The sequence below is a fragment of the Streptomyces sp. Y309 genome (assembly GCF_056712025.1).
In genome coordinates this window covers 757546-779248 of sequence record NZ_CM160048.1, presented here as the reverse complement: position 1 = coordinate 779248, position 21703 = coordinate 757546, and the positions used below count along the sequence as shown (strand labels likewise).

17 protein-coding genes and 1 pseudogene are annotated in these 21703 nt (G+C 71.6%); 4 read left to right on the top strand and 14 right to left on the bottom strand.

The window, feature by feature from the left end; translation table 11 throughout:
• Window positions 1-79 precede the first annotated feature (79 nt).
• Complete coding sequence (locus tag AC0KTA_RS02660) at window positions 80-979, bottom strand: MerR family transcriptional regulator (RefSeq protein WP_481053440.1); 900 nt, start codon at window positions 977-979, stop codon at window positions 80-82.
• A gap of 55 nt (window positions 980-1034) precedes the next feature.
• Between AC0KTA_RS02660 and AC0KTA_RS02655 the strand changes: the two genes are divergently transcribed.
• Window positions 1035-1826: a maleylpyruvate isomerase family mycothiol-dependent enzyme gene (locus tag AC0KTA_RS02655; protein WP_481053439.1), complete on the top strand. Its 792-nt coding sequence runs from the start codon at window positions 1035-1037 to the stop codon at window positions 1824-1826.
• A 25-nt stretch (window positions 1827-1851) separates the two neighbouring features.
• Here the strand turns inward: AC0KTA_RS02655 and AC0KTA_RS02650 are convergent, their stop codons facing one another.
• On the bottom strand, window positions 1852-2379 hold the full coding sequence (locus tag AC0KTA_RS02650; protein WP_481053438.1) for a hypothetical protein: 528 nt from the start codon (window positions 2377-2379) through the stop codon (window positions 1852-1854).
• Window positions 2380-2470: 91 nt separating this feature from the next.
• Between AC0KTA_RS02650 and AC0KTA_RS02645 the strand changes: the two genes are divergently transcribed.
• Together AC0KTA_RS02645 and AC0KTA_RS02640 are read left to right on the top strand one after the other, a co-directional pair.
• Window positions 2471-2902, top strand: a complete 432-nt coding sequence (locus tag AC0KTA_RS02645; RefSeq protein WP_481053437.1) for a pyridoxamine 5'-phosphate oxidase family protein — start codon at window positions 2471-2473, stop codon at window positions 2900-2902.
• Window positions 2903-3155: 253 nt separating this feature from the next.
• Complete coding sequence (locus AC0KTA_RS02640) at window positions 3156-3671, top strand: lytic polysaccharide monooxygenase auxiliary activity family 9 protein (protein ID WP_481053436.1); 516 nt, start codon at window positions 3156-3158, stop codon at window positions 3669-3671.
• Window positions 3672-3769: 98 nt separating this feature from the next.
• Here AC0KTA_RS02640 and AC0KTA_RS02635 read toward each other — a convergent pair.
• The 5 genes and pseudogenes from AC0KTA_RS02635 to AC0KTA_RS02615 all read right to left on the bottom strand — a co-directional run bounded on the left by AC0KTA_RS02635 (window position 3770) and on the right by AC0KTA_RS02615 (window position 12727).
• Window positions 3770-6275, bottom strand: a pseudogene (locus AC0KTA_RS02635) (SpoIIE family protein phosphatase).
• Between the two features lie 177 nt (window positions 6276-6452).
• The gene (locus AC0KTA_RS02630; protein WP_481053435.1) at window positions 6453-9317 is read right to left on the bottom strand and encodes an NHLP bacteriocin export ABC transporter permease/ATPase subunit; all 2865 of its coding nucleotides are present in this window, start codon (window positions 9315-9317) and stop codon (window positions 6453-6455) included.
• 1 nt (window position 9318) lies between these two features.
• Complete coding sequence (locus tag AC0KTA_RS02625; RefSeq protein ID WP_481053434.1) at window positions 9319-11604, bottom strand: NHLP family bacteriocin export ABC transporter peptidase/permease/ATPase subunit; 2286 nt, start codon at window positions 11602-11604, stop codon at window positions 9319-9321.
• Window positions 11601-12407, bottom strand: coding sequence for a hypothetical protein (locus AC0KTA_RS02620; protein WP_481053433.1), 807 nt, complete (start codon window positions 12405-12407; stop codon window positions 11601-11603). The genes AC0KTA_RS02625 and AC0KTA_RS02620 overlap by 4 nt, the downstream gene beginning before the upstream one ends.
• A 92-nt stretch (window positions 12408-12499) precedes the next feature.
• Window positions 12500-12727 carry a type A2 lantipeptide gene (locus tag AC0KTA_RS02615; protein ID WP_481053432.1) on the bottom strand — a complete coding sequence of 76 codons (228 nt, stop codon included), beginning with the start codon at window positions 12725-12727 and terminating at the stop codon, window positions 12500-12502.
• A gap of 575 nt (window positions 12728-13302) precedes the next feature.
• Between AC0KTA_RS02615 and AC0KTA_RS02610 the strand changes: the two genes are divergently transcribed.
• Window positions 13303-13968, top strand: a complete 666-nt coding sequence (locus AC0KTA_RS02610; protein ID WP_481053431.1) for a phosphatase PAP2 family protein — start codon at window positions 13303-13305, stop codon at window positions 13966-13968.
• Window positions 13969-13975: 7 nt separating this feature from the next.
• On the opposite strand, the gene AC0KTA_RS02605 is transcribed toward AC0KTA_RS02610, so the two are convergent.
• Genes AC0KTA_RS02605 through AC0KTA_RS02575 form a run of 7 tightly spaced genes read right to left on the bottom strand, consistent with a single transcriptional unit; the run spans window position 13976 to window position 21700 of the window.
• Window positions 13976-15301, bottom strand: coding sequence for a glutamate-1-semialdehyde 2,1-aminomutase (locus AC0KTA_RS02605; protein ID WP_481053430.1), 1326 nt, complete (start codon window positions 15299-15301; stop codon window positions 13976-13978).
• 17 nt (window positions 15302-15318) lie between these two features.
• Window positions 15319-15945 (bottom strand): dTDP-4-dehydrorhamnose 3,5-epimerase family protein, encoded by a 627-nt coding sequence (locus AC0KTA_RS02600; RefSeq protein ID WP_481053429.1) that lies wholly within the window; start codon window positions 15943-15945, stop codon window positions 15319-15321.
• On the bottom strand, window positions 15942-17138 hold the full coding sequence (locus AC0KTA_RS02595) for a polysaccharide pyruvyl transferase family protein (protein WP_481053428.1): 1197 nt from the start codon (window positions 17136-17138) through the stop codon (window positions 15942-15944). Before AC0KTA_RS02595 ends, AC0KTA_RS02600 begins: the two co-directional genes overlap by 4 nt.
• Window positions 17135-18085, bottom strand: coding sequence for a glycosyltransferase family 2 protein (locus AC0KTA_RS02590; protein ID WP_481053427.1), 951 nt, complete (start codon window positions 18083-18085; stop codon window positions 17135-17137). The genes AC0KTA_RS02595 and AC0KTA_RS02590 overlap by 4 nt, the downstream gene beginning before the upstream one ends.
• Entirely contained in the window at window positions 18082-19392 is a 1311-nt protein-coding gene (locus tag AC0KTA_RS02585) for a hypothetical protein (protein ID WP_481053426.1), read from the bottom strand. The genes AC0KTA_RS02590 and AC0KTA_RS02585 overlap by 4 nt, the downstream gene beginning before the upstream one ends.
• Window positions 19393-19397: 5 nt before the next feature.
• Window positions 19398-20678 (bottom strand): DUF4910 domain-containing protein, encoded by a 1281-nt coding sequence (locus tag AC0KTA_RS02580; RefSeq protein ID WP_481053425.1) that lies wholly within the window; start codon window positions 20676-20678, stop codon window positions 19398-19400.
• Window positions 20675-21700 carry an NAD-dependent epimerase/dehydratase family protein gene (locus AC0KTA_RS02575; protein WP_481053424.1) on the bottom strand — a complete coding sequence of 342 codons (1026 nt, stop codon included), beginning with the start codon at window positions 21698-21700 and terminating at the stop codon, window positions 20675-20677. The genes AC0KTA_RS02580 and AC0KTA_RS02575 overlap by 4 nt, the downstream gene beginning before the upstream one ends.
• Window positions 21701-21703 lie beyond the last annotated feature (3 nt).

The following is a 21703-nucleotide window of genomic DNA, read 5'->3' as shown; positions in this document are numbered from 1 at the left end:
GCGGGTCGGCGCCCGTGGACCGGTGAATCGGAGACGCCCGCGGCGCAACTTGAGGCGTTATGCCGCGCAGAGGACCAGGTCAGACGCGGGCCGCCGGTGGGCCTGAGCCCAGGGCCCACCCGTCCAGGGCGTCGAGGAGCGAGAAGTGTGCCTCCCCGACGGTGATCCGTTCACCGGTGACGTCCCTGACATGACGCCAGTAGCGGTGCATGCTCGCGCTTCGGTCGAGTGCCGCTGTCCGGGCCAGGGTGCGCCGGAACGACGGGGTGTCGGCCGCGCGCTGCGCGCGGGCGTGCACGGCGACGTACGCGTCGAGCAGGTCGCCGGGCCGCGCACCCGCGCGGACGGCTTCGCAGAGTACGCCGATCTCGCCGCGCAGCAACGTGTTCTGGTAGGTGGCCACACCGTCGGCACGCGGGCGCGCGAACGCCCTTTGGCGCAACGTGGGTTCGGAGACGACGCCGACCATGCCCGCGTACGCCACGACCTGTTCCGGAGTCGGGTCGGGTGGTGGCGCGGGCACGCCGACCGTCAGGAACATCGCGAGGGCGTCCGCGGGCACTGCCGACGCGAACGCGCGGCTCCAGAACGCCTCCAGCGCGGCGCGCGCCGCGCGTCCGTCGCTGACCGCGGCGAGCAGTTCGAGCCGCGCGGCGCGTTCCTCGACCGACGCGGCCTCGATGGCGCGGAGCGACGCCCGCCGCCAGGCCAGGGCCGCCAAGGACACGTCGAGCGCGGCGCGTTCGGCGGCAGCGGCCTCGGCGAGGGACCGTTCGCCGTCGAGCACCGCGACGATCGCCCGCAGGCCGAGGCCGAGCGCCCGCAACCGCCGTACCAGGGTGAGCCGTTCCACCGCCGACGGGTCGAACCGCCGGTGCCCGCCCGTGCTGCGCACCGACGCGAGCAGGCCCTCGTCGCAGTAGAAGCGGACCGTACGCACCGGCACCCCGGCACGCCGCGCGAGCTCGCCGATGCTCAACGTGCTGTTCCTCACCTTGAACCTCCACCCGGGTGGAACTCCTACGGTACGGCGCATGGATCACACCATGGAGCAGCCGGACACCGACCGACTCGCCACCGCCCTCGTCGAGCAGACCGAGGCGTTCGCCCGGGCCGCCGCGGGCGCCGACTGGGACGCGCACCTGCCGACCTGCCCGGAGTGGCCGCTGCGCGTGCTCGTCGCACACATCGGACAGGAACACCGCTGGATGGCCGACATCGTCCGGAACCGCCAGGCCGCCGCCATCCCCGACCCGTACGACGCCACGCCGCCCGCCGACTGGGAGCGATGGCTGCGCGACGGCGCCGACGAGCTCGTGGCAGCCGTGCGGGACACCGGCGCAGCCACGCCGGTGACGACGTTCGGCGAAGCGCGGCCGGCGGTGTTCTGGCTGCGCCGCGCGACACACGACACGACCGTGCACCGCGTCGACGCCGCCCTGCTCGCCGGGGTGCCGTACACACTGTCACCCGACCTCGCCGCCGACGCGATCACCGAACTCCTCGAGTTCCTCGCGCTGCCGGTCGCCGAGGCGCTGCGCCCGGCCGTCACGAAGCTGCGCGGCCGGGGCGAGACGCTGCGGATCGGTACGACCGACGCCGGCGGGCGGGACTGGCTGGTGACACGCACGCCGGACGGCGTCAGGTGGCAGCCCGGCACCGGCACCGGCGGTCGCTGCAGCCGCGGCGAGTCGGCGGACGTCGACGTGATCGGTACGGCGCAGGACGTGCTGCTGGTGCTCACCCGCCGACTGCCGCCCGCGCGGGTCGTGGTGCGGGGCGAGAGCGCCCTGCTCGACTACTGGCTGGAGTACGCGTCGCTCTAGCGGCCGGTCCGACCCGGACCCCCGGTCACGAAACGAAGCCCCGGGTGACGTGCGTTCCAGCCCCGTCGTCCTCGGCGCGGTAGTTGGACTCGCCGACGCAGTCGCTGTACTCGTAATTCGCTCTGGACGTGCCGCTGAGGCCGCCCGCGTCGGTGGACGTGGGCCCGCCGAAGACGACGTCGGACCTGGGCATTCGGGCGCAGCTCGGGATCCCGGCGTAGTACTCCACGAAGCCTCCCTGGGACCCCTGCAGGTTGCCGCTTCCGGACGGCAGTGTGTAGGTGCCCACCGCGCAGGTCACGCCGGGTCCGCCGTCGGCTCCCTCGTGGCAGTTCGGGTCGGAGGTCGTCGCGCCCGCGGTGAAGGTCGAGAAGCGGGCGGAGAGCCGCTCGCTGCCGCCGCTGTTCTCCCTCGGCTGCGGGCCGGTGTAGCCCATGCCGTTGGCGAAGCTGTACTGCTGGGCGAAGTAGATCCCGGCCTGGTGGGCCGTCGCGGGGTTCACCGTGATGGGGAAGGTGATGTTGGTGAGCCCCGAGGACGGGGTGCCGTTCATGGACCAGCTGATCGAGACGTTGCCACCTCCAACCAAGCGGCCCGTCGTCGTACGAGAGCGGCCCGTCGTCGTGCGACGGCATGATCAAGGCATGACACAGCGAGAGTTCGATGTAGACGCCTTCCTCTCCCAGCCGCTCACCGCGCGGGTGGCAACCAACGGGCCGACCGTGCGGCCGACGTGGTTTCTCTGGGAGGACGGAGCCTTCTGGATCCTGACCGGCCCATGGGCGAGGCTGCTGAGCCATGTCCGAACCGACCCCGCGATCGCCCTCGTCGTCGATGTGTGTGATGTCGGTACGGGTGTGGTGAGGCAGGTGATCGCCCGCGGGCAGGCAGAGATCCTGCCGTTCGACGTACCGCGCGGCCGACGGAAGCTCAGCCGCTATCTCGGTCCGGACGACGCCGAGTGGGACGACCGCTTCCGGCACTATCTGCTCGACGATCCGGCCGAGCGAGGAACTGTCTGGCTGCGGGTGCGCCCCGACTCGCTGGTCGCGAAGGACCTCAGCTACTCCGTTTGAAGGGCCACCGCCATCAGGTAGCGGGCCGGCTCCGGATAGCGTCGCGGACCTCCGCAGGTGCACCCCCAAGACGTGGCCCGAAATCGCCCTTGACCGTGGTCTGTCAAAGTCTATGGTCCAGACTAATCGGCAGCCGTGACCATCTGGCCCCACCGCTCGGCCCCACCCCCCACAACGCTCCACGCGCACCCGTACCTGCACCCCCACGAGCACTTCACGTGCCCCCCATGAGCAATGCCGTGAAGGAGTACGCATGGACAAGAAGCGGAAGATAGCCGCCGCGATCGGTGCTGGTCTGGCACCGGTCCTCGCCCTCACGCTGCCGACCGGTTCGGCCGGCGCGCACGGATACGTCAACGCGCCGGCGAGCCGTCAGGCGCAGTGCGCCGCGGGCACGGTGGCGTGCGGCGAGATCAAGTACGAACCGCAGAGCGTCGAAGGCCCCAAGGGCCTGCGCAGTTGCCACGGCGGCAACGCAAGGTTCGCGGAGCTCAACGACGACAGCAAGGGCTGGCGGGTCAGCGACGTCAGCAGGACGCAGACCTTCACCTGGACGTTCACCGCTCGGCACCGCACCTTGAACTACGAGTACTTCGTCGACGGCACAAAGGTCGCCACCATCGACGGCGGCAACCAGCAGCCGCCTGCGACCGTCTCCCACCAGGTCAACCTCGGCAGCTTCACCGGCAGGCACAAGGTCCTCGCGGTGTGGAACATCGGCGACACGGCCAACGCCTTCTACGCGTGCATCGACGTCAACATCCGCTGAGGAAAAGGGCGTGACGGTCACCGTCGCCGGGCGGTGACCCGGGTGTAGGCGGTCTGTCTCGGGCGGACCGTCTCATCCCGTCGTAGGAGCGGACCGTCTCATCTCGTCGTCGGAGCCGTCGGAGCCGTCGGAGCCGTCGGAGCCGTCGGAGCCGTCGGAGCCGTCGGAAAGGCTTGTTCCGTCCAGATCGTTTTGCCGGAGCGGGTGTAGCGCGTTCCCCACCTCTGGACCAGTTGAGCGACGATGAACAGGCCGCGCCCGCCTTCGTCGTCCTCGCCGCTGTGGCGCAGGTGCGGTGAGGTGTGGCCCGTATCCGCGACCTCGCACAGCAGGGTGCGGTCACGGATGAGGCGTACTTGGATCGGCCCTTCGGTGTACCGGACCGCGTTGGTCACGAGCTCGCTGACGACGAGCTCGGTCGCGAACGACAGCTCATCGAGGCCCCAGTGGCGCAGCTGCTGGGTGGCCAGGTCCCGGGCGTGGCCCGCGGCGACCGGTTCCGCGGGCAGCTCCCATTCGGTGACCTGCGAGGTGTCGAGTTCGCGGGTGCGGACGAGCAGCAGGGCGGTGTCGTCGGCTGTCGAGCCGCCCGGCAGGAGTTCCGCCACGGCCCGGTCGCACAGTTCTTCCAGCGACGCGTGCCGGTCGCTGAGTACACGTCCCAGGGTGTCGAGTCCGTGATCGATGTCGTGGTCGCGGGCCTCGACCAGGCCGTCGGTGAAGAGAGCCAGCAGGCTGCCCACCGGCAGCTCGATCTCCAGCGACTCGAACGGCAGGCCGCCGAGGCCCAGGGGCGGGCCGGCCGGCAGGTCGGGGAAGGACAGCCGGCCGTCTGGGTCGACGACCGCAGGCGGCAGGTGCCCGGCCCTGGCCATGACGCAGCGCCGCGAGACCGGGTCGTAGACGGCGTAGAGACAGGTCGCCCCGGTGGTCACATCGGCGTACGCACCGTCGGGCGTGCCCCGCTCGCCCCACTGCTCCTCCGCCGACTGCGCCACCAGATCGTCGAGCCGCGAAAGCAGCTCGACGGGCTCCATGTCCATCTGGGCGAACGCGCGTACGGTCGTACGCAGCCGTCCCATGGTGGCCGCTGCCTGCAGGCCGTGGCCGACCACGTCCCCGACCACGAGTCCGACCCGGGTTCCGGACAGCGGGATGACGTCGAACCAGTCACCGCCGACCCCTGTCACGTCGTCCGTGGGCAGGTAGCGGTAGGCCAGGTCGACCGCCGACTGCTCCGGCACGTGTTGCGGCAGCAGCTGGCGCTGGAGGGCCAGGGAGGCGGTGCGCTCGCGGGTGAAGCGGCGGGCGTTGTCGATGGACACGGCCGTACGGGCGACCAACTCGTCGGCCAGTGCCACTTCGCCGCTGTCGAAGGCCGAACCGGTGCCGCGGATGAAGGTGACGAGTCCCAGCGTGCTGTTCCCGGCCCGCAGCGGCACGACCAGGGTCGTGTCGTCGAGCACGAGCCCGCCCGAGGAGAGGCTGCGATACTGCGGCGAACCGGGCGGGTACTCCACGGGCGAGTCGTTCCCGAGGCCAGGGGGAGAAGGCTGCTGTCCCTGTCCCTGTCCCTGTCTCTGTCCCGGCTTCTCCGGCTTCTCCGGCTTCCCTGGGGTCTCCCCGTCGGCTTCCCCTGCCGAGCAGTGCGCGACCCGCACCAGAGACATCGCCGCCGAGCCGCCGGTGGCCGGCACCTCGCCTTCCAGTACCCCCCCGCGCGAGGTCGACCGTCACCGTGGCGGCGAACTCCGGTACCGCCACCTCGGTGATCTTCTCGGCAGTGACCCGCACATCGAGGGCGGTGCCGATTCCGCGGCCCGCCTCGACGAGCAGGGCAAGGCGCCGCTGGGCCTTGTAGCGGTCGGAGATGTCGAACGCGTCCTCGCACACTCCGAAGACGTGTCCGTCGGCGTCCTGGAGCCGGTAGTAGGCGCAGGACCACAGGTGGTCCGTTTCCGGATCACTGGGCGGACGGCCCTTGAAGTGCAGGTCCAGAAATGGTTCGCCGGTATCCAGTACGTGACGCATGACCGTTTCGAGGGTGGGCGGATGCCCCTTGGACACGAATTTTCCCTCGGAGTACAGCTCATCGGCCCGCATACCGCGGAACGCGGCGAACGGTTGTCCAATCTCCCGTTCGTACGCCGCGTTGCACCAGGTCAGGCGCAGATCGGTGTCGTAGATGCCCAGGCCGACGGGCGACTGGGTGGCCAGTCCGTGCAACAGGGCGAGCCGGGACTCCCACAGCCGGAGATCCTTCAGCTCCGTCGCGACGAGGACGCGCGCCGCCGTCCCGGCACCCGACAGGGGGCACACCGCGATGGCGACGATCAGCTCACGCCCGTCCCGGCGCCGGGCGACGCGGATCTCGTTTCCCCGGAACCGGGTGGGGAGGGGGACGGCAGAGGGTGCCGGGCCGGGTGACAGGAACATGTCCAGGGGGCGCCCGACGCCCTCCCGCGGGGAGTAACCGAGGAGCCGCTCCGCCGCGGGGCTCCACCCGATGACCGTGTCCTGGTCGTCGACGACCACCGTGGCTGCCCTGGTGACGTCGAGGGGACCACGAAAATCGGCACTCTGTTCCGCGTTCCATGCAGTCATGACGCCACACCAGCCCCGTTCATCCCCTCCAGAATCCGCCGTCCCAGGGGCAGGCACAACCGCGGTACGCCCACTCGACACTCATCGACGCAGGACCGCGGCACACAGGACCGCGACTCGGCAGTGCGCCGTGTGCGGCTCGGTGTACGAGCCGTACCGGACCGCGTGCCGTCCGCGTCACTGCAGCTGGCGCCGCACCAGTTCGTGCAACCGTCCACCCGTGTCCGCCAACAGCTGTGCGGGCGGGCCCTGTTGCACGACGCGGCCCTCCGACATGACGACGACGCGGTCGGCGCCCATGACGGTGGAGAGGCGGTGGGCTATCACGACGCGGGTGGCGTTCAGGGTGCGGGTGCTGTCCATGACCGTGCGCTGCGTCTCGTTGTCCAGCGCGCTCGTCGCCTCGTCGAAGAACAGGACGCGGGGGCGGCGGATCAGGGCCTGGGCGATCATCAGGCGCTGGCGCTGGCCGCCGGAGACCGCTCCGCCGCCGGAGATCATGGTGTGCAGGCCCATCGGCATGCGCTTGATGTCCTCGGCGAGGCCCGCCATCGCGGCGGCCTCCCACGCCTCCTCCTGCGTGAACGACTCGGCGCCGCAGATGCAGTCCAGGATCGAGCCGGTGAGCGGCTGGGCGTTCTGCAGGACCACGCCGCACTGGCGGCGCACCGCCGACTGGTCCAGGGCCGAGAGGTCCTGGCCGTCGTAGAGCACGCTGCCCGAGACCGGTTCGTCGAAGCCGATCAGGAGGCGCAGCAGCGTCGACTTGCCGCAGCCGCTCGGGCCGACTACGGCCACGAACTCACCCGGCCGGATCGCCAGCGTCACGTCGTCCAGGACCAGCGGGCCGTCGTCGCTGTAACGGAAGGACAGGGCGCGCGTCTCGATCTCGCCCCGGAGCTCGCCCGGCTGCGTGCTCCCGGCGCGCACCTCCGGTGCCTCGTCGAGCACCGGCTTGATCTGTTCGAACATCGGGAGCACGGCGGCCGCCGAGATCAGGGCGCCGGTGAGCTGGGTGACGGATGTCAGGAGCATCGTCACGGCGGTGCTGAAGGTGAGGAACTCACCCGCGGTCAGGCTGCCGCGGGCCGGACCGGCGAGCAGAAAGAACATGACGAGCGTGCACAGCGGCAGATAGACGGCGTTCAGGACCGTGGTGATGTTCTTGATGCGGCCGGCCCGCCGCTGCAGTTCGCGGCTGCGTGCGAACTCCCCGGCCCACGCCGCGTACGCGAAGCTCTCCGCCCCGGCCACCCGGAGTTTGGGCAGGCCGCGCAGGGTCTGGAACGCCTGGTTGTTCAGCTTGTTGCCGAGTTCCACCAGGCGCCGCTGCCAGCGCAGTTCCCACAGGCCGAGGAGGAGGAACACGGCCGCGATGACGGCCAGCATCGCCAGTGCGGCCAGGGCGAGGGGGACGCTGTAGAGCAGGAGCAGAACGATGTTCATCGCGCCGATCGACCCGGCCTGCAGGGCGACGGGACCGATGCCCGAGAGGACGCGGCGTATCGCGCTGACACCCATCGCGGCGCTCGCCAGCTCCCCCGTGGAGCGGGCGGCGAAGAAGCGCGTGGGCAGTCTCAACAGCCGGTCCCAGACCGCCGGTTGGAGGGCGCTCTCCATGCGGCCCTCCATCCGCAGCACGGTGAGGTTCTGGAGCAGCATGAACGCCGCGGAGACAATGCTGGTGATCATGACGGCCAGGGAGACCTGGACGATGAGGCTCTTCTCGGCGTTCGGCACGAAGACACCGAGCACCTGCCCCGTCGCGATCGGCACCAGGGCGCCGACCGTGACCGTCACCAGAGTGGCGAGCGCGAGGTTGCGTACGTCGCCGCGGGTGCCCCGCAGGCTGAAGCGGGCCAGCCGCCAGGGCGTCAACGCCCGCTCCGGCAGCGGGCGGTAGAACATGACGGCCTGCGGTTCGAACTCGTCGGCGTTGGTCTTGTCGACGCGGGTGCGCCGCCCGGACGTGGGGTGCACCGACTCGTAGCCACCGCGCCGCCACAGCAGCGCGACGGGCGCGCCGCTCGCGGCCCGGTGTCCCACCAGCGGGCCCGCGTTCTCGCGCCACCAGCGGCCGTCGAGCCGTACGGCACGGGTACGGATCCGTGAGGCCACCGCGATCTGCTCCACCGGGTCGATCCGGTCGCTCACCGTGCCGCCCGCCGCGGCGTCGGCCAGCGAGATGCCCGCCGCCTCGGCGACAAGCCGGCAGGCCGCGTAGGTGGCGTCGTGGCCGCCACCGGATTCCGTACGCCGCGCACCGCGCCTGCCCGAGCGGCCGATGGAGGCGATCAGTGTCCGGTCGGCCTGCTCGCGGACGTGCTCGCCCGCCTTGATCCCGGCCGCCGTACGGTCCTCGTGGGCCCGCTCCAGGCGTTCGATCCAGCGGTCGAGTGTCGCGAGCAGCCGGTACTGCTGGTTGACCATCCGCTGCCACGTCGCCGCGTCGACGAGCAGGTCACCGGCGGCCTCCGCGCTGTACGCGGCCCCGTACTGCACACTGCCCGGCGCGACCGGCATCCAGAGGATGTCGTCGTCGGCCACGACGTCGTCGGGGGCGTCGCCCATGGTGCGGCCGTCCAGCGGCGCCTCGAACAGGACCCGGTGGCCGCGCCCGATGCCGAGCGCGAAGGCGTGCTCCAGGAGGCTCAGGGCCGCGTCCTGGGTGTCGTACTGAGTGGGGTACCGCTGCTCGTAGGACCAGGTGTCGCCGTAGTCCGGCCGGTACAGCTCGCGCAGCGGGATGCGGCGCAGCTCGCACCCCTGAAGGGGGCGGCCGATGAGGGTGTGCTGGGGGCCCTCGACCGGACCGAGGAGCAGCGTGCCCGGTTCGAGGCGGCCGAGGTAGTGCCAGTGGCCCTGCTGAACGGCGTCGACCGCGAACAGGTCGAGGGCACCGGCCACGACGAGCCACAGCACCTGCGGGCCCTCCAGGTGCACGCTGCGCAGGCCCGTGCAGTCGGCCGGTGTGCCGAGGGCGCCGAACGCCGCGGCGACCGTGTCGTCGGGGCAGGTGTGCTGTTCCGGCACGGAGGTCACCTCAGTGCTCCTTGACCAGGTCGGCGTAGGGACCGCCCGCGGCGACCAGGTGTTCGTGGCGCCCGCGCTCCACGACCTGGCCGTGGTCGAGTACGACGATCTCGTCGCTGTCGCGCACGGTGCTCAGGCGGTGGGCGATGACGACGCAGGCACAGCCGCGACGGCGCAGATTGTCGATGACGGCCCGTTCGGTCTCGGCGTCCAGGGCACTGGTCACCTCGTCAAGGACGAGGACGCTCGGGCGGCGGACCAGGGCCCGCGCGATCTCCAGGCGCTGGCGCTGCCCGCCGGAGAAGTTCCGCCCGTCCTGCTCGACCCGGCCGTGGATGCCGCCGGGCCTGCGGGCCACGACCTCGTACAGACAGGCGTCCTTGAGGGCGTCGACGACGGCGTCGTCCGGGATCGAGGGGTCCCACAGCGCGACGTTGTCACGGACCGTGCCCTCGAAGAGGAAGACGTCCTGGTCGACGAAGGAGACGGAGGCCGACAGCGCGCCGCGCGGGATGTCCTCCAGACGCTGCCCGTCGATGCGGATCGTGCCCTCCCACGGGCTGTAGAGCCCCGATATCAGCCGGGAGACGGTCGACTTGCCGCTGCCGGAACCGCCGACGAGCGCGACCTGTTCGCCCGGCCCCACCGCCAGCGAGAAGCCGGTCAGGAGCGGCTTGTCGAGAGGGCTGTAGCCGAAGGTGATGTCGTCCAGGGTGACGTGGCCCTTGAGACGGCGGGTGTCGGCCGCCGGTTCGGGGCGGGAGTAGAGCGCATCGACGGGGAAGTTCTCGACGTCCTTGAGGCGGGCGACGTCGGCGGCGAAGTCCTGGATGCGGCCCGCGACGCCGTTGAGCCGGGTGATCGGCGCGGTGAAGCGGGTCACAAGGGCCTGGAAGGCGACGAGCAGCCCGATCGACAGATGGCCCTCGACCGCGCGCAGGCCGCCGATCCACAGGATCAGCGCGCTGTTGAGGGTCGCGAGAGTCGGTGCGACGACACCGAGCCAGGCGCTCGGCACCCCGAGGCGCTGCTGTTCCTCCAGCGTGGTGGCGTGCTGGCCCGCCCAGCGCCGGAAGTAGCCGTGCTCGCCCCCGGTGGCCTTCATGGTCTCGATCAACTGCAGGCCGGTGTACGAGGTGTTGGTGAGCTTGGCGCTGTCGGCGCGCAGCTTCTGGGTGCCGGTGGCGCGCAGCCGGATGACGACGCGCATCGCCACGACGTTCAGCAAGGCGATGGCGACACCGACGAGGGTGAGCTGCGGATCGTACGTCCACAGCAGTGCCGCGTAGAGGAGTACGACGATGCCGTCCACACCCGCGGCCGTGAGGTCGCGGGCCAGGGTCTCGGCGACCGCGTCGTTGGACGCGAGGCGCTGTACGAGGTCGGCGGGACTGCGCTGGGCGTAGAACGTGACGGGCAGGCGCAGCAGATGGCGCAGGAAACGGGCGCTGCCGAGGGTCGAGGAGATGATGCGGCCGCGCAGCAGGTTCGCCTGTTGCAACCAGGTCAGTACCACGGTGAGCGCCACCATCGCGCCCATCGACGCGAACAGCGCGCCCAGCAGCGACGTCTGATGTCCGATCAGGAACAGATCGATGTACGTGCGGCTGAGCGCGGGCAGCGCGGCACCGACCGCGACGAGCAGCAGACTGGCCAGCAGCGCGGCGAACATCGTGCCCGTGGTGCCGCGCAGCCGCGCCGGGAGGGCCTTCATGACGCCGGGCCTGCGGCCCCCGGGACGGAAGTTCGCCCCCGGTTCGAGGACCAGGACGACGCCGGTGAAGCTGGTGTCGAAGTCCTCCGCGGGCACGAAACGGCGGCCCTTGTCCGGGTCGTTGATGTACACGCCCCGGCGGCCGAAGCGGCGCCCCGTGCCGTCGTACACGACGTAGTGGTTGAACTCCCAGAAGAGAATCGCGGGCGCCTCGACCTCGGCGAGCGCGGCGGGTTCCATCTGCATGCCCTTGGCCGTGAGACCGTAACTGCGCGCCGCCTTGAGGACGTTGCTGGCCCGCGAGCCGTCGCGGGAGACGCCGCACGCGATGCGCAGCTCCTCCAGGGGGATGTGGCGTCCGTGGTGGGCGAGGACCATGGCCAGGGCGGCGGCTCCGCACTCCACGGCCTCCATCTGCAGGACGGTGGGCGTGCGGACGGTCCGCGGTCGTCTGCCCTTGGAGGCGGGGCGTGGCGCCGCACGGCGTCGGCCGCGCCGCTGGGGCTCGGGTCGGTGCCTGCGCCGGCCGCCGGGGGGCGGCAGTGGTTGCTGGTGCGCGGGGGAGGGGTGCGGTGCGGTCACGGAAGCAGCCAATCGATCGGGCGCTGCTCGGTGAGGTGGAAGGCGCCGGTGGCCGGGGTCATGGAGTCGAGCGCGAAGGGCGGACCGCCGGAAGTCGACCACGCGTAGCCGGACTTGGTGCCGGACGACTTCTCGAGCCGTACGAGGACGGCCACGGGCGGCCCGTCCTTACTGAACTGCCCGGCCAGTTCCTTGTCTCCGAGGAAACCGGTGATCTTCTGCCGGCTCTGCACGGCCCGCTCGATCGCCTGCACGCGGCCGCGCAGCGTCCCGTACTTCTGGGTGGACACGGACTCGACGGTGAGGTCCACGGCCGCGCCGACGGGTACGGTGGCCGCGCGGTCGGCGGGTACGTAGAGCATCGCGAGGAGCGGGTCGTCGGCGCCCGCCACGCGCTCCAGGGTCGCGACGTCGGCGCCGGTGGTCACGACGGTGCCGATCCCGGCGACGAGCGCGGTCACGCGGCCGGCGGCGATCGCGCGGACGACCTTGTCGCCCTGGTCCGTACGGACTTTCAGCACGGGGGCGCCCGCGGCGAGACGCTTGCCCTCCTCGGCCAGGACGCGGGTCACCTGACCGGTGACCGGGCTCTGCAGGACGTAACTGCCCTGGCCGTGTGTGAGGATTCCGGGTGCCCGCAGTGTCGAGGAGACCGAGCCGGTCACGGCCCAGACGCTCGCGGCGGCCATGACGACGAGGGTGACGGCCAGGACGAGCAGGCCCTGGGGGCGGGCGTAGCGCACCGGCAGGTCGAGTTCCTCGGGCGACTGCAGCTTGGACAGGGCCTGTTGACGGAACTGCACGGACCGCTTCCCTTACTGTGCCTGTGGCGTCCGTGAGCCCCGGAACCCAAGGTTCCGGGGCTCACGAATCATGGTGCTCGGTGAGCGAAGGCTCAGAGACCGGCGGTCAGGCCGGAGGCCAGGCCCGTGACGGCGCTGGTGTTCACGCCGGTGACGTTCTCGACCGTGCCGACGACGCCGCCGACGACGCCCGAGACCGGGGCGATGGAGTCGACGGTGCCGGTGACGTTGCCCGCGACGCCGGAGACGAGGCCGCCGGAGACGTTGTCGAGGTCGGCGTCGGAAATCTCGAGGGTCTCGACCTGGGGGGTGTTGTTCATGGTGTGAGCTGCCCTTCTCATGAATGTTGCAAAGGTGTTTCCAACTCCGCGGAACCTGGGATGCGAATTCCGCGTGGGCCAGGATCAAAGCACGTTCGCAGCTCGTACATCCAATCGACGAAGCGGCGGTCAGTCGCGGTCGTGGCATCGCATCACCGCTGCGTGCAGGCGGATTCACCGCGTGGCGGCAGCTCCTTCACAACATTCACAGAGGGAAATCGGGGGCGCGGACCGACTCTCTCCAACAAATCGGACACCCCCCGTCGAAGAGAACTTCCTGTGGCCCATGCACGGAAATTCGAGGGGGAGTGCGGGCTGAATGGCGTGACGGGGGTGCACATTCGATGTGCAGGTTTATTGAAGGCGTGCTCAATGGGGGCTCAAGGGACATTGAGGCTGACCCACCGTCAATTCACCAGGAGCGGGTGTCCGCGGGGCGGCTATGGTTCTGGAGGGTGGGTCGGACACGACGGGGGGCTCGCGTGGGAACGGCTGGCCGGAGCGGACCTCCGCCCGACGCTGTGCACGGCGGACAAGAAGGTCACCACCGCAGGCCGACCGGACGCGGTGGGCGTGTGACCTGCCGGTCGGCGCCGCCCGCGGTGCTGCCCCCGTCGCTGCGCGCGTGGCTCGGGCTGATCGCGGCCCTCGGCGCGCTGGTGGTCGTCGTGATCGGGGTCCTGTACGCGGGCCACAGCGAGCCCGGCAGGGTGGACAGGTGGATCGTCGAGCCGACGGCGGACAGTGTGGGGCCGCCGTGGCGGCGCGTCGCGCTGGCCGTGGACTTCCTGGGGGAGCCCGCCGGAGCGGCGGTGCTGGTCGTGGCCGCCGTGACGGGCTGCCTGCTGCTGCGGCGTCCTCGCGCGGCGGTGCTCGTCGTCGCCGGCGTCGGCATGACCGTGGGGACGGCGACGCTGCTCAAGCACCTGGTGGGACGCACCATCCACGGCGACGCCAACCTGGCCTACCCGAGCGGGCACACCGCCTTCCTCACCGAGTTCGCCCTCGTGGCGGCGCTGCTCGCGACCGGCCGGCTCGGCCTCGGCAGGACGGCCGGCACATTGCTCGTGCTCGCCGCGGCGCTGGTCGCCGGCGCCGCCATGGGCTGGGCGCAGGTCGCCCTGGGCGCGCACTACCCGACCGACGTCCTCGGCGGCTGGTGCACCGCGCTGGCGGTGACACCGGCGACCGCGTGGGTGGTCGACCGGGTCGCCGACAAGAGGCAGTGGCAGCGCCGCTGACGTCGCGTCACGCCAAGCGGCGGAACACGGGCTTCACCGGCCGCCCGCCCAGCCAGGGCGTGGGATCGACGGCATCAAGTGCCTTCCGGTACACCGCACATGCCTGGGCCACCACCTCCACGGTGCGATCGATGTCGTCCTCGTCGAGCGCGCTGCTCACCACGAACGACGGGGCAAGCACCCCGCCCGCGAGGAGCTGTCGCAGGAACAGGGTGCGGTACTGCTGCGACGGCTGCCGGTTCTCGTCGAGGGTGGCGAAGACCAGGTTGCTGGCCCGGCCCCGGACGACGAGGTGGTCGCCGACGCCCATGGTGGCCGCGACGTCGCGGACACCGGCGGCCAACCGCTCGCCCAGGGCGTGCAGTTGCGCGGTGATGCCCTCCTCGACGTAGGTGGTCTGCACGGCCATCGCGGCTGCCAGGGAGTGCGTTTCCGCGCCGTGCGTGGTGGACAGCAGGAACACCCGGTCGCCGGAGTGACGCAGTCCGCCTCGCTCCATCAGCTCGCGGCGCCCGGCCAGCGCGGAGACGGCGAACCCGTTGCCCAGCGCCTTGCCAAACGTGGAGAGGTCGGGGACGACGCCGTACAACCCCTGGGCGCCCGCCTCGGACCAGCGGAAGCCGGTGATCATCTCGTCGAAGACGAGTACGCAGCCGTGCCGGTCGGCCAGTTCGCGCAGGCCGGCCAAGTACCCCGGCGGCGGCTCGGTGTGGGTGGCGGGTTCGAGGATCAGGCAGGCGACCTCGTCCTGGTGCCGGGTGAGCAGCTCCTCCGTGGCGGCCAGGTCCCCGTAGGGGAACGCCACGGTGAGCTCGTTGGTCGCCGCCGGAACACCGGCGGACATCGGCGTCGTACCGATGAACCAGTCGTCGACGGAGAAGAACGGCTGATCGCCGCAGAGGGCCACCCGCGGGCGCCCGGTGGCGGCGCGGGCGAGGCGCACCGCCGCGGTGGTGGCGTCGGAGCCGTTCTTCGCGAACTTCACCATCTCGGCGGTCGGCACCGTGGCCAGGAAGCGTTCCGCGGCCTCGACCTCCACGATGGACGGCCGGACGAAGTTGCTGCCGCGGTCGATCTCCCGCCGCACCGCCTCGAGTACGCGCGGGTGGGCATGGCCGAGGCTGACCGACCGCAGGCCGGAGCCGTACTCGATGTAGCGGTTGCCGTCGACGTCCCACACATGGGCGCCGCGGCCGTGGCTGATGACCGGGGCCAGGTCCTCGGGGTACTGGTCGTCGCCCTTGGCGTAGGTGTGCGCGCCGCCGGGGATCAGGGCGTGCAGCCGCTCGTTCGCCAGCTGCGACCGAGGGAGGAAGAACTCTTCGGTGTCCACGCGAACTTCACCTCTCCTCATCCTTCACTCACTTCGCCTGCTTGTCCGGCTGGGGGTCCGGGGGCCACGCGGCGGCAGCCGCACATGAATGCGGTCCCCGGGAAATGCAGCAGGACTTCGGCGAGGCTCGGCGCCTCCCGGTCCCGCCGGGACATCGATGCGACGGGCAGCGGCCACGGAATGGCGAGCTCCGGGTCGTCGAAGGCGATCGTCACGTCCTCGGCCGGATCGTGCGGGCGGTCGATCCGGTACGAGGTGTCGGCGGTTTCGGTCAGCGCCTGGAAGCCGTGCGCGCACCCCGCCGGGATGTACAGGGTCGCCTGCGTCTCGCCGGACAGCTCGAAGAAGGCCCGGTTGCGGTACGTCGGTGAGTCCGGCCGCAGGTCCACGACGACGTCGAAGATCCTCCCGTACGAGCACCGCACGAGCTTGGCCTCGCCGGCGCCGGAGCGCAGGTGCAGGCCGCGCAGCACGCCCCGGACCGAGCGGGACAGGCTGTCCTGGATGAAGGCGTCCGGGTCGAGGCCCACCGAGCGGACAACGTCGGCGTCGAAGGTGCGGCAGAAGAAGCCGCGTTCGTCGGCGTACGGCGTCGGCTCGAACAGGTACGCGCCGGTGATCTTCGGGATCTCGGTGGCTTTCATGCAGCCTCCCCCAGGGCGGTGGTCAAGTCGGCGAATTGGTGGGCGAGTTGCTGTGCGACGGCGAGGTTTCGCTCGGTGAGGGTCTGCCGTAGTTCTGCCGAGTGCTTCTCCAGGGACCGGAACTGTTCGAGGAGCTGGTCGGCGTCGACCTCGCGAGCCGGGTGGCAGTACGCGCCAAGGCCCATCCGGGCCATGAGTGCGTCGCTCTTCGCCGCGTAGCTGAGTGCGAGCGTCGGCGTGCCGACCTTCAGCGCGCAGATCAGGTTGTGGTACCGGGTCGCCACCACGGTGTCAGCAGCGGCCATCTCCTTCATCAGGTCGGCCAGCGAGGCCGCCTCGGCAGCGGTGACCAGCGGCGAGTCCACCGCGTCGAGGATCGCGGCGACCACCGGCTCATCGCACGCGTCGCCGGTGAGCAGCCGGACCGGCCTGCCGTCCTCAACCAGCGTACGGACGAAGCGAGTTGTCCCGGCGAGGTAGCGCCGGTGGATCTCCTCGGCCCGGGCGCGGTCGTCGTTGCCGCCGTGGAAGTCCATGACGCCGACGCAGACCGTGCCCGAGGGCGTACCCGCAGATGGCGTCGGCAGGGCGAAGGCGAGGTCCGGGTACACCTCGTCGCGCGCGGTGTCCACGCCCATCTCCCGCATCGCGTCCCGGGATTGGGCGTCCCGGTACGACCGGTACGTGGCGAGCCGCGCCGACCAGCGCACCAGAGCCCGGGTCGGCCGGTTGCCGATCGCGGCGGCGCCGACGCCGACCAGCGCGACCCGGGTGCGAAGCAGCCGGCCACTCGCGCAGAGCAGGAACAGCGAGTACGGGAAGCCCCACGGCCGCAGCGGCAGCGTGGCCTCCAGGACGCCCATGCCCGGCACGATCACCACGTCGTGCCGGCGCACCCAGGCCGCGGTACGGACGGCGTCGACGAGTTTGCCCACGCCCTTCGCCGCGATCGCGCCCGCACGCGACGCGGTCCGGTACTCCCCGCGGTACCAGTGCAGCCGCGCCGCGGGGATCCCGTACCGGGCCGTGACGACCTCGGGTCCGCCGCACAGCGCGTCCACGACCGCCTCCGGGTGCGCGGCGCGGAGATACCCGAGCACGGCCTCCAGCGACCCGTCGTTGCCGAGGTTGCCGGAGCCGAGCAGGCCGAATACCCCGACGCGCACCGGAGTTTGGTATGGAGCAGCCGTCATGCCTGCCGCCGCCCCTCACGACCGGCGACGAGGGCGTCGACAGAAACGGCGAGCCCGCCCGGGTCGACCGGGGCGCGGTCCTCGACCCGCTCGCCCGCGCCCGGCCGGACCCGGCTGGTCATCCACGCGACCAGGTGGCGGTAGCACGCGCGCCGGTCGGCCGGGGACAGCGGCGCCCGCCGGATCGCCGCGACGAAGCCCCAGACGTACTCGGCGAGCAGCCGGGGCGTCGGGTGCAGCGGGCCTGCCCGGCGCGGGTCCAGGTTGACGCACCGGGAGCGCTTGGACGGGTTCGCCCGCTCGGCGCGGGTGGGGTGGTCGCGGCGGAAGTACAGCAGCTCCGGCACCTGGTGGAAGGGCCCGTGCAGGGTGATCTCGGCGACGAACGTGCGGTCCGCGTGGTGGTAGCTGTCGTGCGGCTTCACCCGGCGCAGCACGTCGGCCCGCATCACCCCGTAGAAGTCGTCGCCACCGGGTTCGAACAGCAGGCTGCGGAAGCGCTCCGGCGCGTGCGGCGAGTCGGTGGCGAGCGTGTACGCGTACGGGACCTTCACCTGGCCGCCGCCGTCGATGACCGCCTGGCCGGAGTGCGCGAGGATCACGTCAGGGCGCTCGTCCAGCGCCTCCACGCAGCGCCGCAGCAGGTCGCGGGCGTACAGGTCGTCGTGCGAGGCCCACTTGAACAGTTCGCCGCGGCACTTGGTGAACACGTAGTTGTGGTTCGGCGCGGCGCCGATGTTGCGGGGCAGCCGGAGGTACCGGATGCGCGAGTCCTGCGCGGCGTACTTGCGGCAGATGTCCTGGGTCCCGTCGGTCGAGGCGTTGTCGGAGACGACCAGCTCGAAGTCCTCGTAGGTCTGGCCGAGCAGGGCGTCGAGCGCCTCGGCGAGGTACTCCTCGCCGTTGTACACGGGCAGGCCGATGCTCAGCCTGGGGTGCGCGGTCATGAGGTCCTCACTTCGGGAATGGGGTTCTGGTGGTGCTCGCGCAGGGCGGTCCGCAGGTGCAGCCACCACACGGCCGAGCCGCAGACGGTCGCGGCGGCGACGCCCCAGGCCGAGCCGACCGTGCCGGCCACGGCCGCCCCGCCGAGCCCGCCGCCGACGTAACAGGCGGAGGCGAACAGCTGGCTGCGCAGGCTGCGCCGGGCCGCGGCGAGCGCGCGCAGCCCTGCCGCCGCGCCGACGCCGAGGCCGGCTCCCGCGACGCCGAGCGTGGCCGGCACGATGAGCTCCGATGCGGAGTGCCAGACGTCGCCGAGGACCAGCTCGCCGGCCCGGCCCGGCACAAGGAGCAGCGCCCCGCCCCAGAGCAGCGCGGCGGCGGCCTGCCCGCCGCCCAGCAGGAGGCAGAACATGCGCAGCCGGTGCGGGGCCTGCCGCAGCACCCGTGCCGCCTCCGCGACGGTGACCAGAGACAGCCCCATCAGTACGGCGAGGAACGGGCCGAGCAGGAGCTCGGCACCCCGGATCACACCCACCGCGCTGACCCCGACGATCGCGCCGAGCCCGTACGCGCGCAGTTGGGCCGCGCCGCTGACGCAGGTGTTCTCGATCAGATACCGGTAGCCGAGGTCGCGGTGCTCGCGAATCCATTCGCGCGCTCCGGTCAGCTGGGGCCGGATGCCGGACTGGAACCAGCCGTAGCCCGCGGCCACGGCGGCGGCCGCCCCCCAGGCGAGCACGAACGCGGCCACGCTGCCCACGCGGGCCGCCACCACCATGGCCGGGACGAGCGCGACGCCCCCCAGGAGGTCGTTGACGCACGCCTTCCGCCCCGTACCGGCGGCGAAGAACGAGAACCGCCAGGCGTCCTGGAGCAGCAGCGCCGGCAGGACGACGCCGAGCGCGGCGAACGCCGGCCCCACCCGGCCGCCCAGCGCGAGGCCGACCACCAGACACACCGCGCCGCCGACGACACCGACGCCGAGCGCCGTACCCGACGCCCGGGCCGCCGCCGCGCGCCAGGACGCGGCCGGCACCCCGCTGAAGCGCACCACGAGCGGGTCGGTGGCAAGACCACGCGAGACGCTGAGCACCACGCCGTAGGTCACCCAGGCCAGGCTGAACACGCCGAACGCGGCAAGGCCCAGCGAGCGTGCCACGAAGATCCCCACCGCGAAGTTGTTCAGGCTGCAGACCGCTTGGTCGGCAAGGCCCCAGGACAGCCGGCCGGCCATGGCCCGCTTGGCGGCCCGCGGGGCGTGCCCGGCCGGTGCCGCCGTTGTCCTCGGCTTCTCCCGCTCGGTGGGCATCGGCGTCACGCCTTGATCAGCCCGGCGGCGCCCAGGGCGTCGGCCGCGGCGGCGACGGCGCCGAACGGCAGTCCGGACCGCTCGGCGACGTCCAGCAGACTGTGCTCGCCGTCGGAGAGATTGAGCACCCAGAGCATGGCCATCTGGGCCTGCTTGGTGTCGCTGCGGCCGCCGAGCGCGTCGTACAACCCGCGTCGGCCCAGCTGTGGTTCGCCGTAGGGGCTGAGGTTGACGTACCGCCGGTTGCGGTCGAGGACGGCGCATGCCTCACGGCAGACGGCGAGGGTGTCCGCCATCGCCTCCGGGGAGACGAAGTCCAGGTTGTCCGCCGAGGTGTGGTACTCGGGGTAGCCGGCGTACGGGGTCCGGCTGAGCGAGCCCACGCCGAGGTCGAATCCGGGTGAGCAGAACTGCCGCTCGTCGTAGCCGTACGGAGTGAACTCGGTTACGCGGTGCGGGCGTTCGGAGGCGGCGAGCACGTGCCGCATCACCTTGTCGATCTCCGCGTCGCCGCGCCTGCTCTGCTTGTACGTCAGCGAGCCCGGGTCACCGGCGCAGGCCAGCACAAGCCCGTGCTTGACCTGTTCCACCCGCTCCGCGTTACGGGCCAGCCAGGTGATCGCCCCGATGGTGCCGGGCGCGTAGATGAACCGGTGGGTGTAGTACGGGGTTTGCTCCTGCTCCGCCAGCACGCGAGCCAGGTACGTCGCCACCGCGATGCCGGCCAGGTTGTCGTTGGCCAGCGAGGGATGGCAGACGTGGCAGGAGACGATCACCTCATCGGGGACCTGCCCGGGGATCACGTGCTCGGCGTAGGTGAGGTGGCCGTCGGCGAGCGTGGAGTCGATGTGCACCTCGTAGTCGCCGTCCGGCAGCGCGTCCAGGGTCTCCTGGGCCAGGCAGAAGCCCCATTCCGGCTTGTAGTAGCTCGTGCGGTACGGCACCCAGCTCGGGTGGTCCGGCAGGGTGTGCAGGTGGCCGCGCAGCTCGGACAGGGGCATGGTCGCCGACACCGGCACGCTGTAGCCGAGCACGTGCAGGCTGGACGCGGCGAAGTCGACGACCCGGTTGCCGGCGGTGTCGGCGATGTACGCGTCCCGGATGTTCCACTCCTGCGGCACCGTCCAGTCGAGCACCTGGGTCCCGGTCGGCACCTCGTGCACCTGTAGGGGGACGTACTCGCCGACGATGTCCAGGGTGGCGCGCACGCCGTCGCCGGTGATGCTTCGGCACAGCGGGTACAGCCGCTCCACCAGCGCGTACATCGCGTCGCCCACTTCGCTCATCGGCGCCACCGCAGGGTGTCGTCGACGGCGCCCGCGTCGGACGCCGCGCGCAGCACGGCAAGGCGGGTGAAGCGCTGCTCGAAGCCCTCCCGGGTCAGCCCGAACTTCCGGTAGGCGTCGGCGAGTTCGAGCGCGCCCTGCTTCACCGTCCACTCGCAGTCGAAGCCGGATATCGCGGCGCGGAACCGGGAGAAGTCCACCCGGTACGACCGTGGATCGGCACCGTTCTCCCCGGTGATCACCACTTTCGAGCCGGACACCGCCGCGGCGACCTGCTCGGCGATCTCGGCGACCGTGACGTTGTTGGTCTCGCTGCCGATGTTGAACGCCCGGTCGTGCACCGCTTCGCGCGGGGCGGTGAGCGCGGCCGTGAAGGCCCGTGCGATGTCGGCGGCGTGCACCAGCGGGCGCCAGGGGGTGCCGTCGGAGAGCACGAGCACCTCGCCGGACAGGAGCGCGTGGCCCACCAGGTTGTTCAGCACGATGTCGGCGCGCAGCCGGGGCGAGTAGCCGAAGGCGGTGGCGTTGCGCATGAACACCGGGGTGAAGTCGCCGTCGGCCAGCGCGTGCAGGTCGTCCTCCACCCGCACCTTGGACTCCGCGTACGGCGTCACCGGGCGCAGCGGGGCTTCCTCGCCGACAAGGTCGTCGCCGCCGGCGGCGCCGTACACCGAGCAGGTCGACGCGTACAGGAAGCGCCGTGCTCCGGCGTCGCGGGCCAGCCGGGCGAGGCGTACGGACGCGCGGTGGTTGATGTCGTAGGTGAGCTTCGGCGCCAGCGATCCCAGCGGGTCGTTGGACAGGGCGGCCAGGTGGATCACGGCGTCCACCCCCGCCACGTGGTCGGCCGTGACGTCGCGCAGGTCCACCTGCTGCCCCGGCGGGTCCGCGGGCGGCGGGCCAAGGACGCAGTCGGCGAACAGGCCGGCGTCGAGGCCGACGACCTCGTGCCCGGCGGCCGCGAGGACCGGGGCCATCACGGTGCCCAGGTAGCCCTGGTGTCCGGTCAGTAGTACCCGCAAGGT

What these genes read in the sequence shown, in the direction of transcription:
- AC0KTA_RS02615 (WP_481053432.1), bottom strand. Translation starts at nt 12,727, where the DNA reads ATGAACAACACCCCCCAGGTCGAGACCCTCGAGATTTCCGACGCCGAC.
- AC0KTA_RS02590 (WP_481053427.1), bottom strand. Translation starts at nt 18,085, where the DNA reads ATGACCGCGCACCCCAGGCTGAGCATCGGCCTGCCCGTGTACAACGGC.
- AC0KTA_RS02580 (WP_481053425.1), bottom strand. Translation starts at nt 20,678, where the DNA reads ATGAGCGAAGTGGGCGACGCGATGTACGCGCTGGTGGAGCGGCTGTAC.
- AC0KTA_RS02600 (WP_481053429.1), bottom strand. Translation starts at nt 15,945, where the DNA reads ATGAAAGCCACCGAGATCCCGAAGATCACCGGCGCGTACCTGTTCGAG.
- AC0KTA_RS02640 (WP_481053436.1), top strand. Translation starts at nt 3,156, where the DNA reads ATGGACAAGAAGCGGAAGATAGCCGCCGCGATCGGTGCTGGTCTGGCA.
- AC0KTA_RS02645 (WP_481053437.1), top strand. Translation starts at nt 2,471, where the DNA reads ATGACACAGCGAGAGTTCGATGTAGACGCCTTCCTCTCCCAGCCGCTC.
- AC0KTA_RS02655 (WP_481053439.1), top strand. Translation starts at nt 1,035, where the DNA reads ATGGATCACACCATGGAGCAGCCGGACACCGACCGACTCGCCACCGCC.
- AC0KTA_RS02650 (WP_481053438.1), bottom strand. Translation starts at nt 2,379, where the DNA reads ATGAACGGCACCCCGTCCTCGGGGCTCACCAACATCACCTTCCCCATC.
- AC0KTA_RS02585 (WP_481053426.1), bottom strand. Translation starts at nt 19,392, where the DNA reads ATGCCCACCGAGCGGGAGAAGCCGAGGACAACGGCGGCACCGGCCGGG.
- AC0KTA_RS02595 (WP_481053428.1), bottom strand. Translation starts at nt 17,138, where the DNA reads ATGACGGCTGCTCCATACCAAACTCCGGTGCGCGTCGGGGTATTCGGC.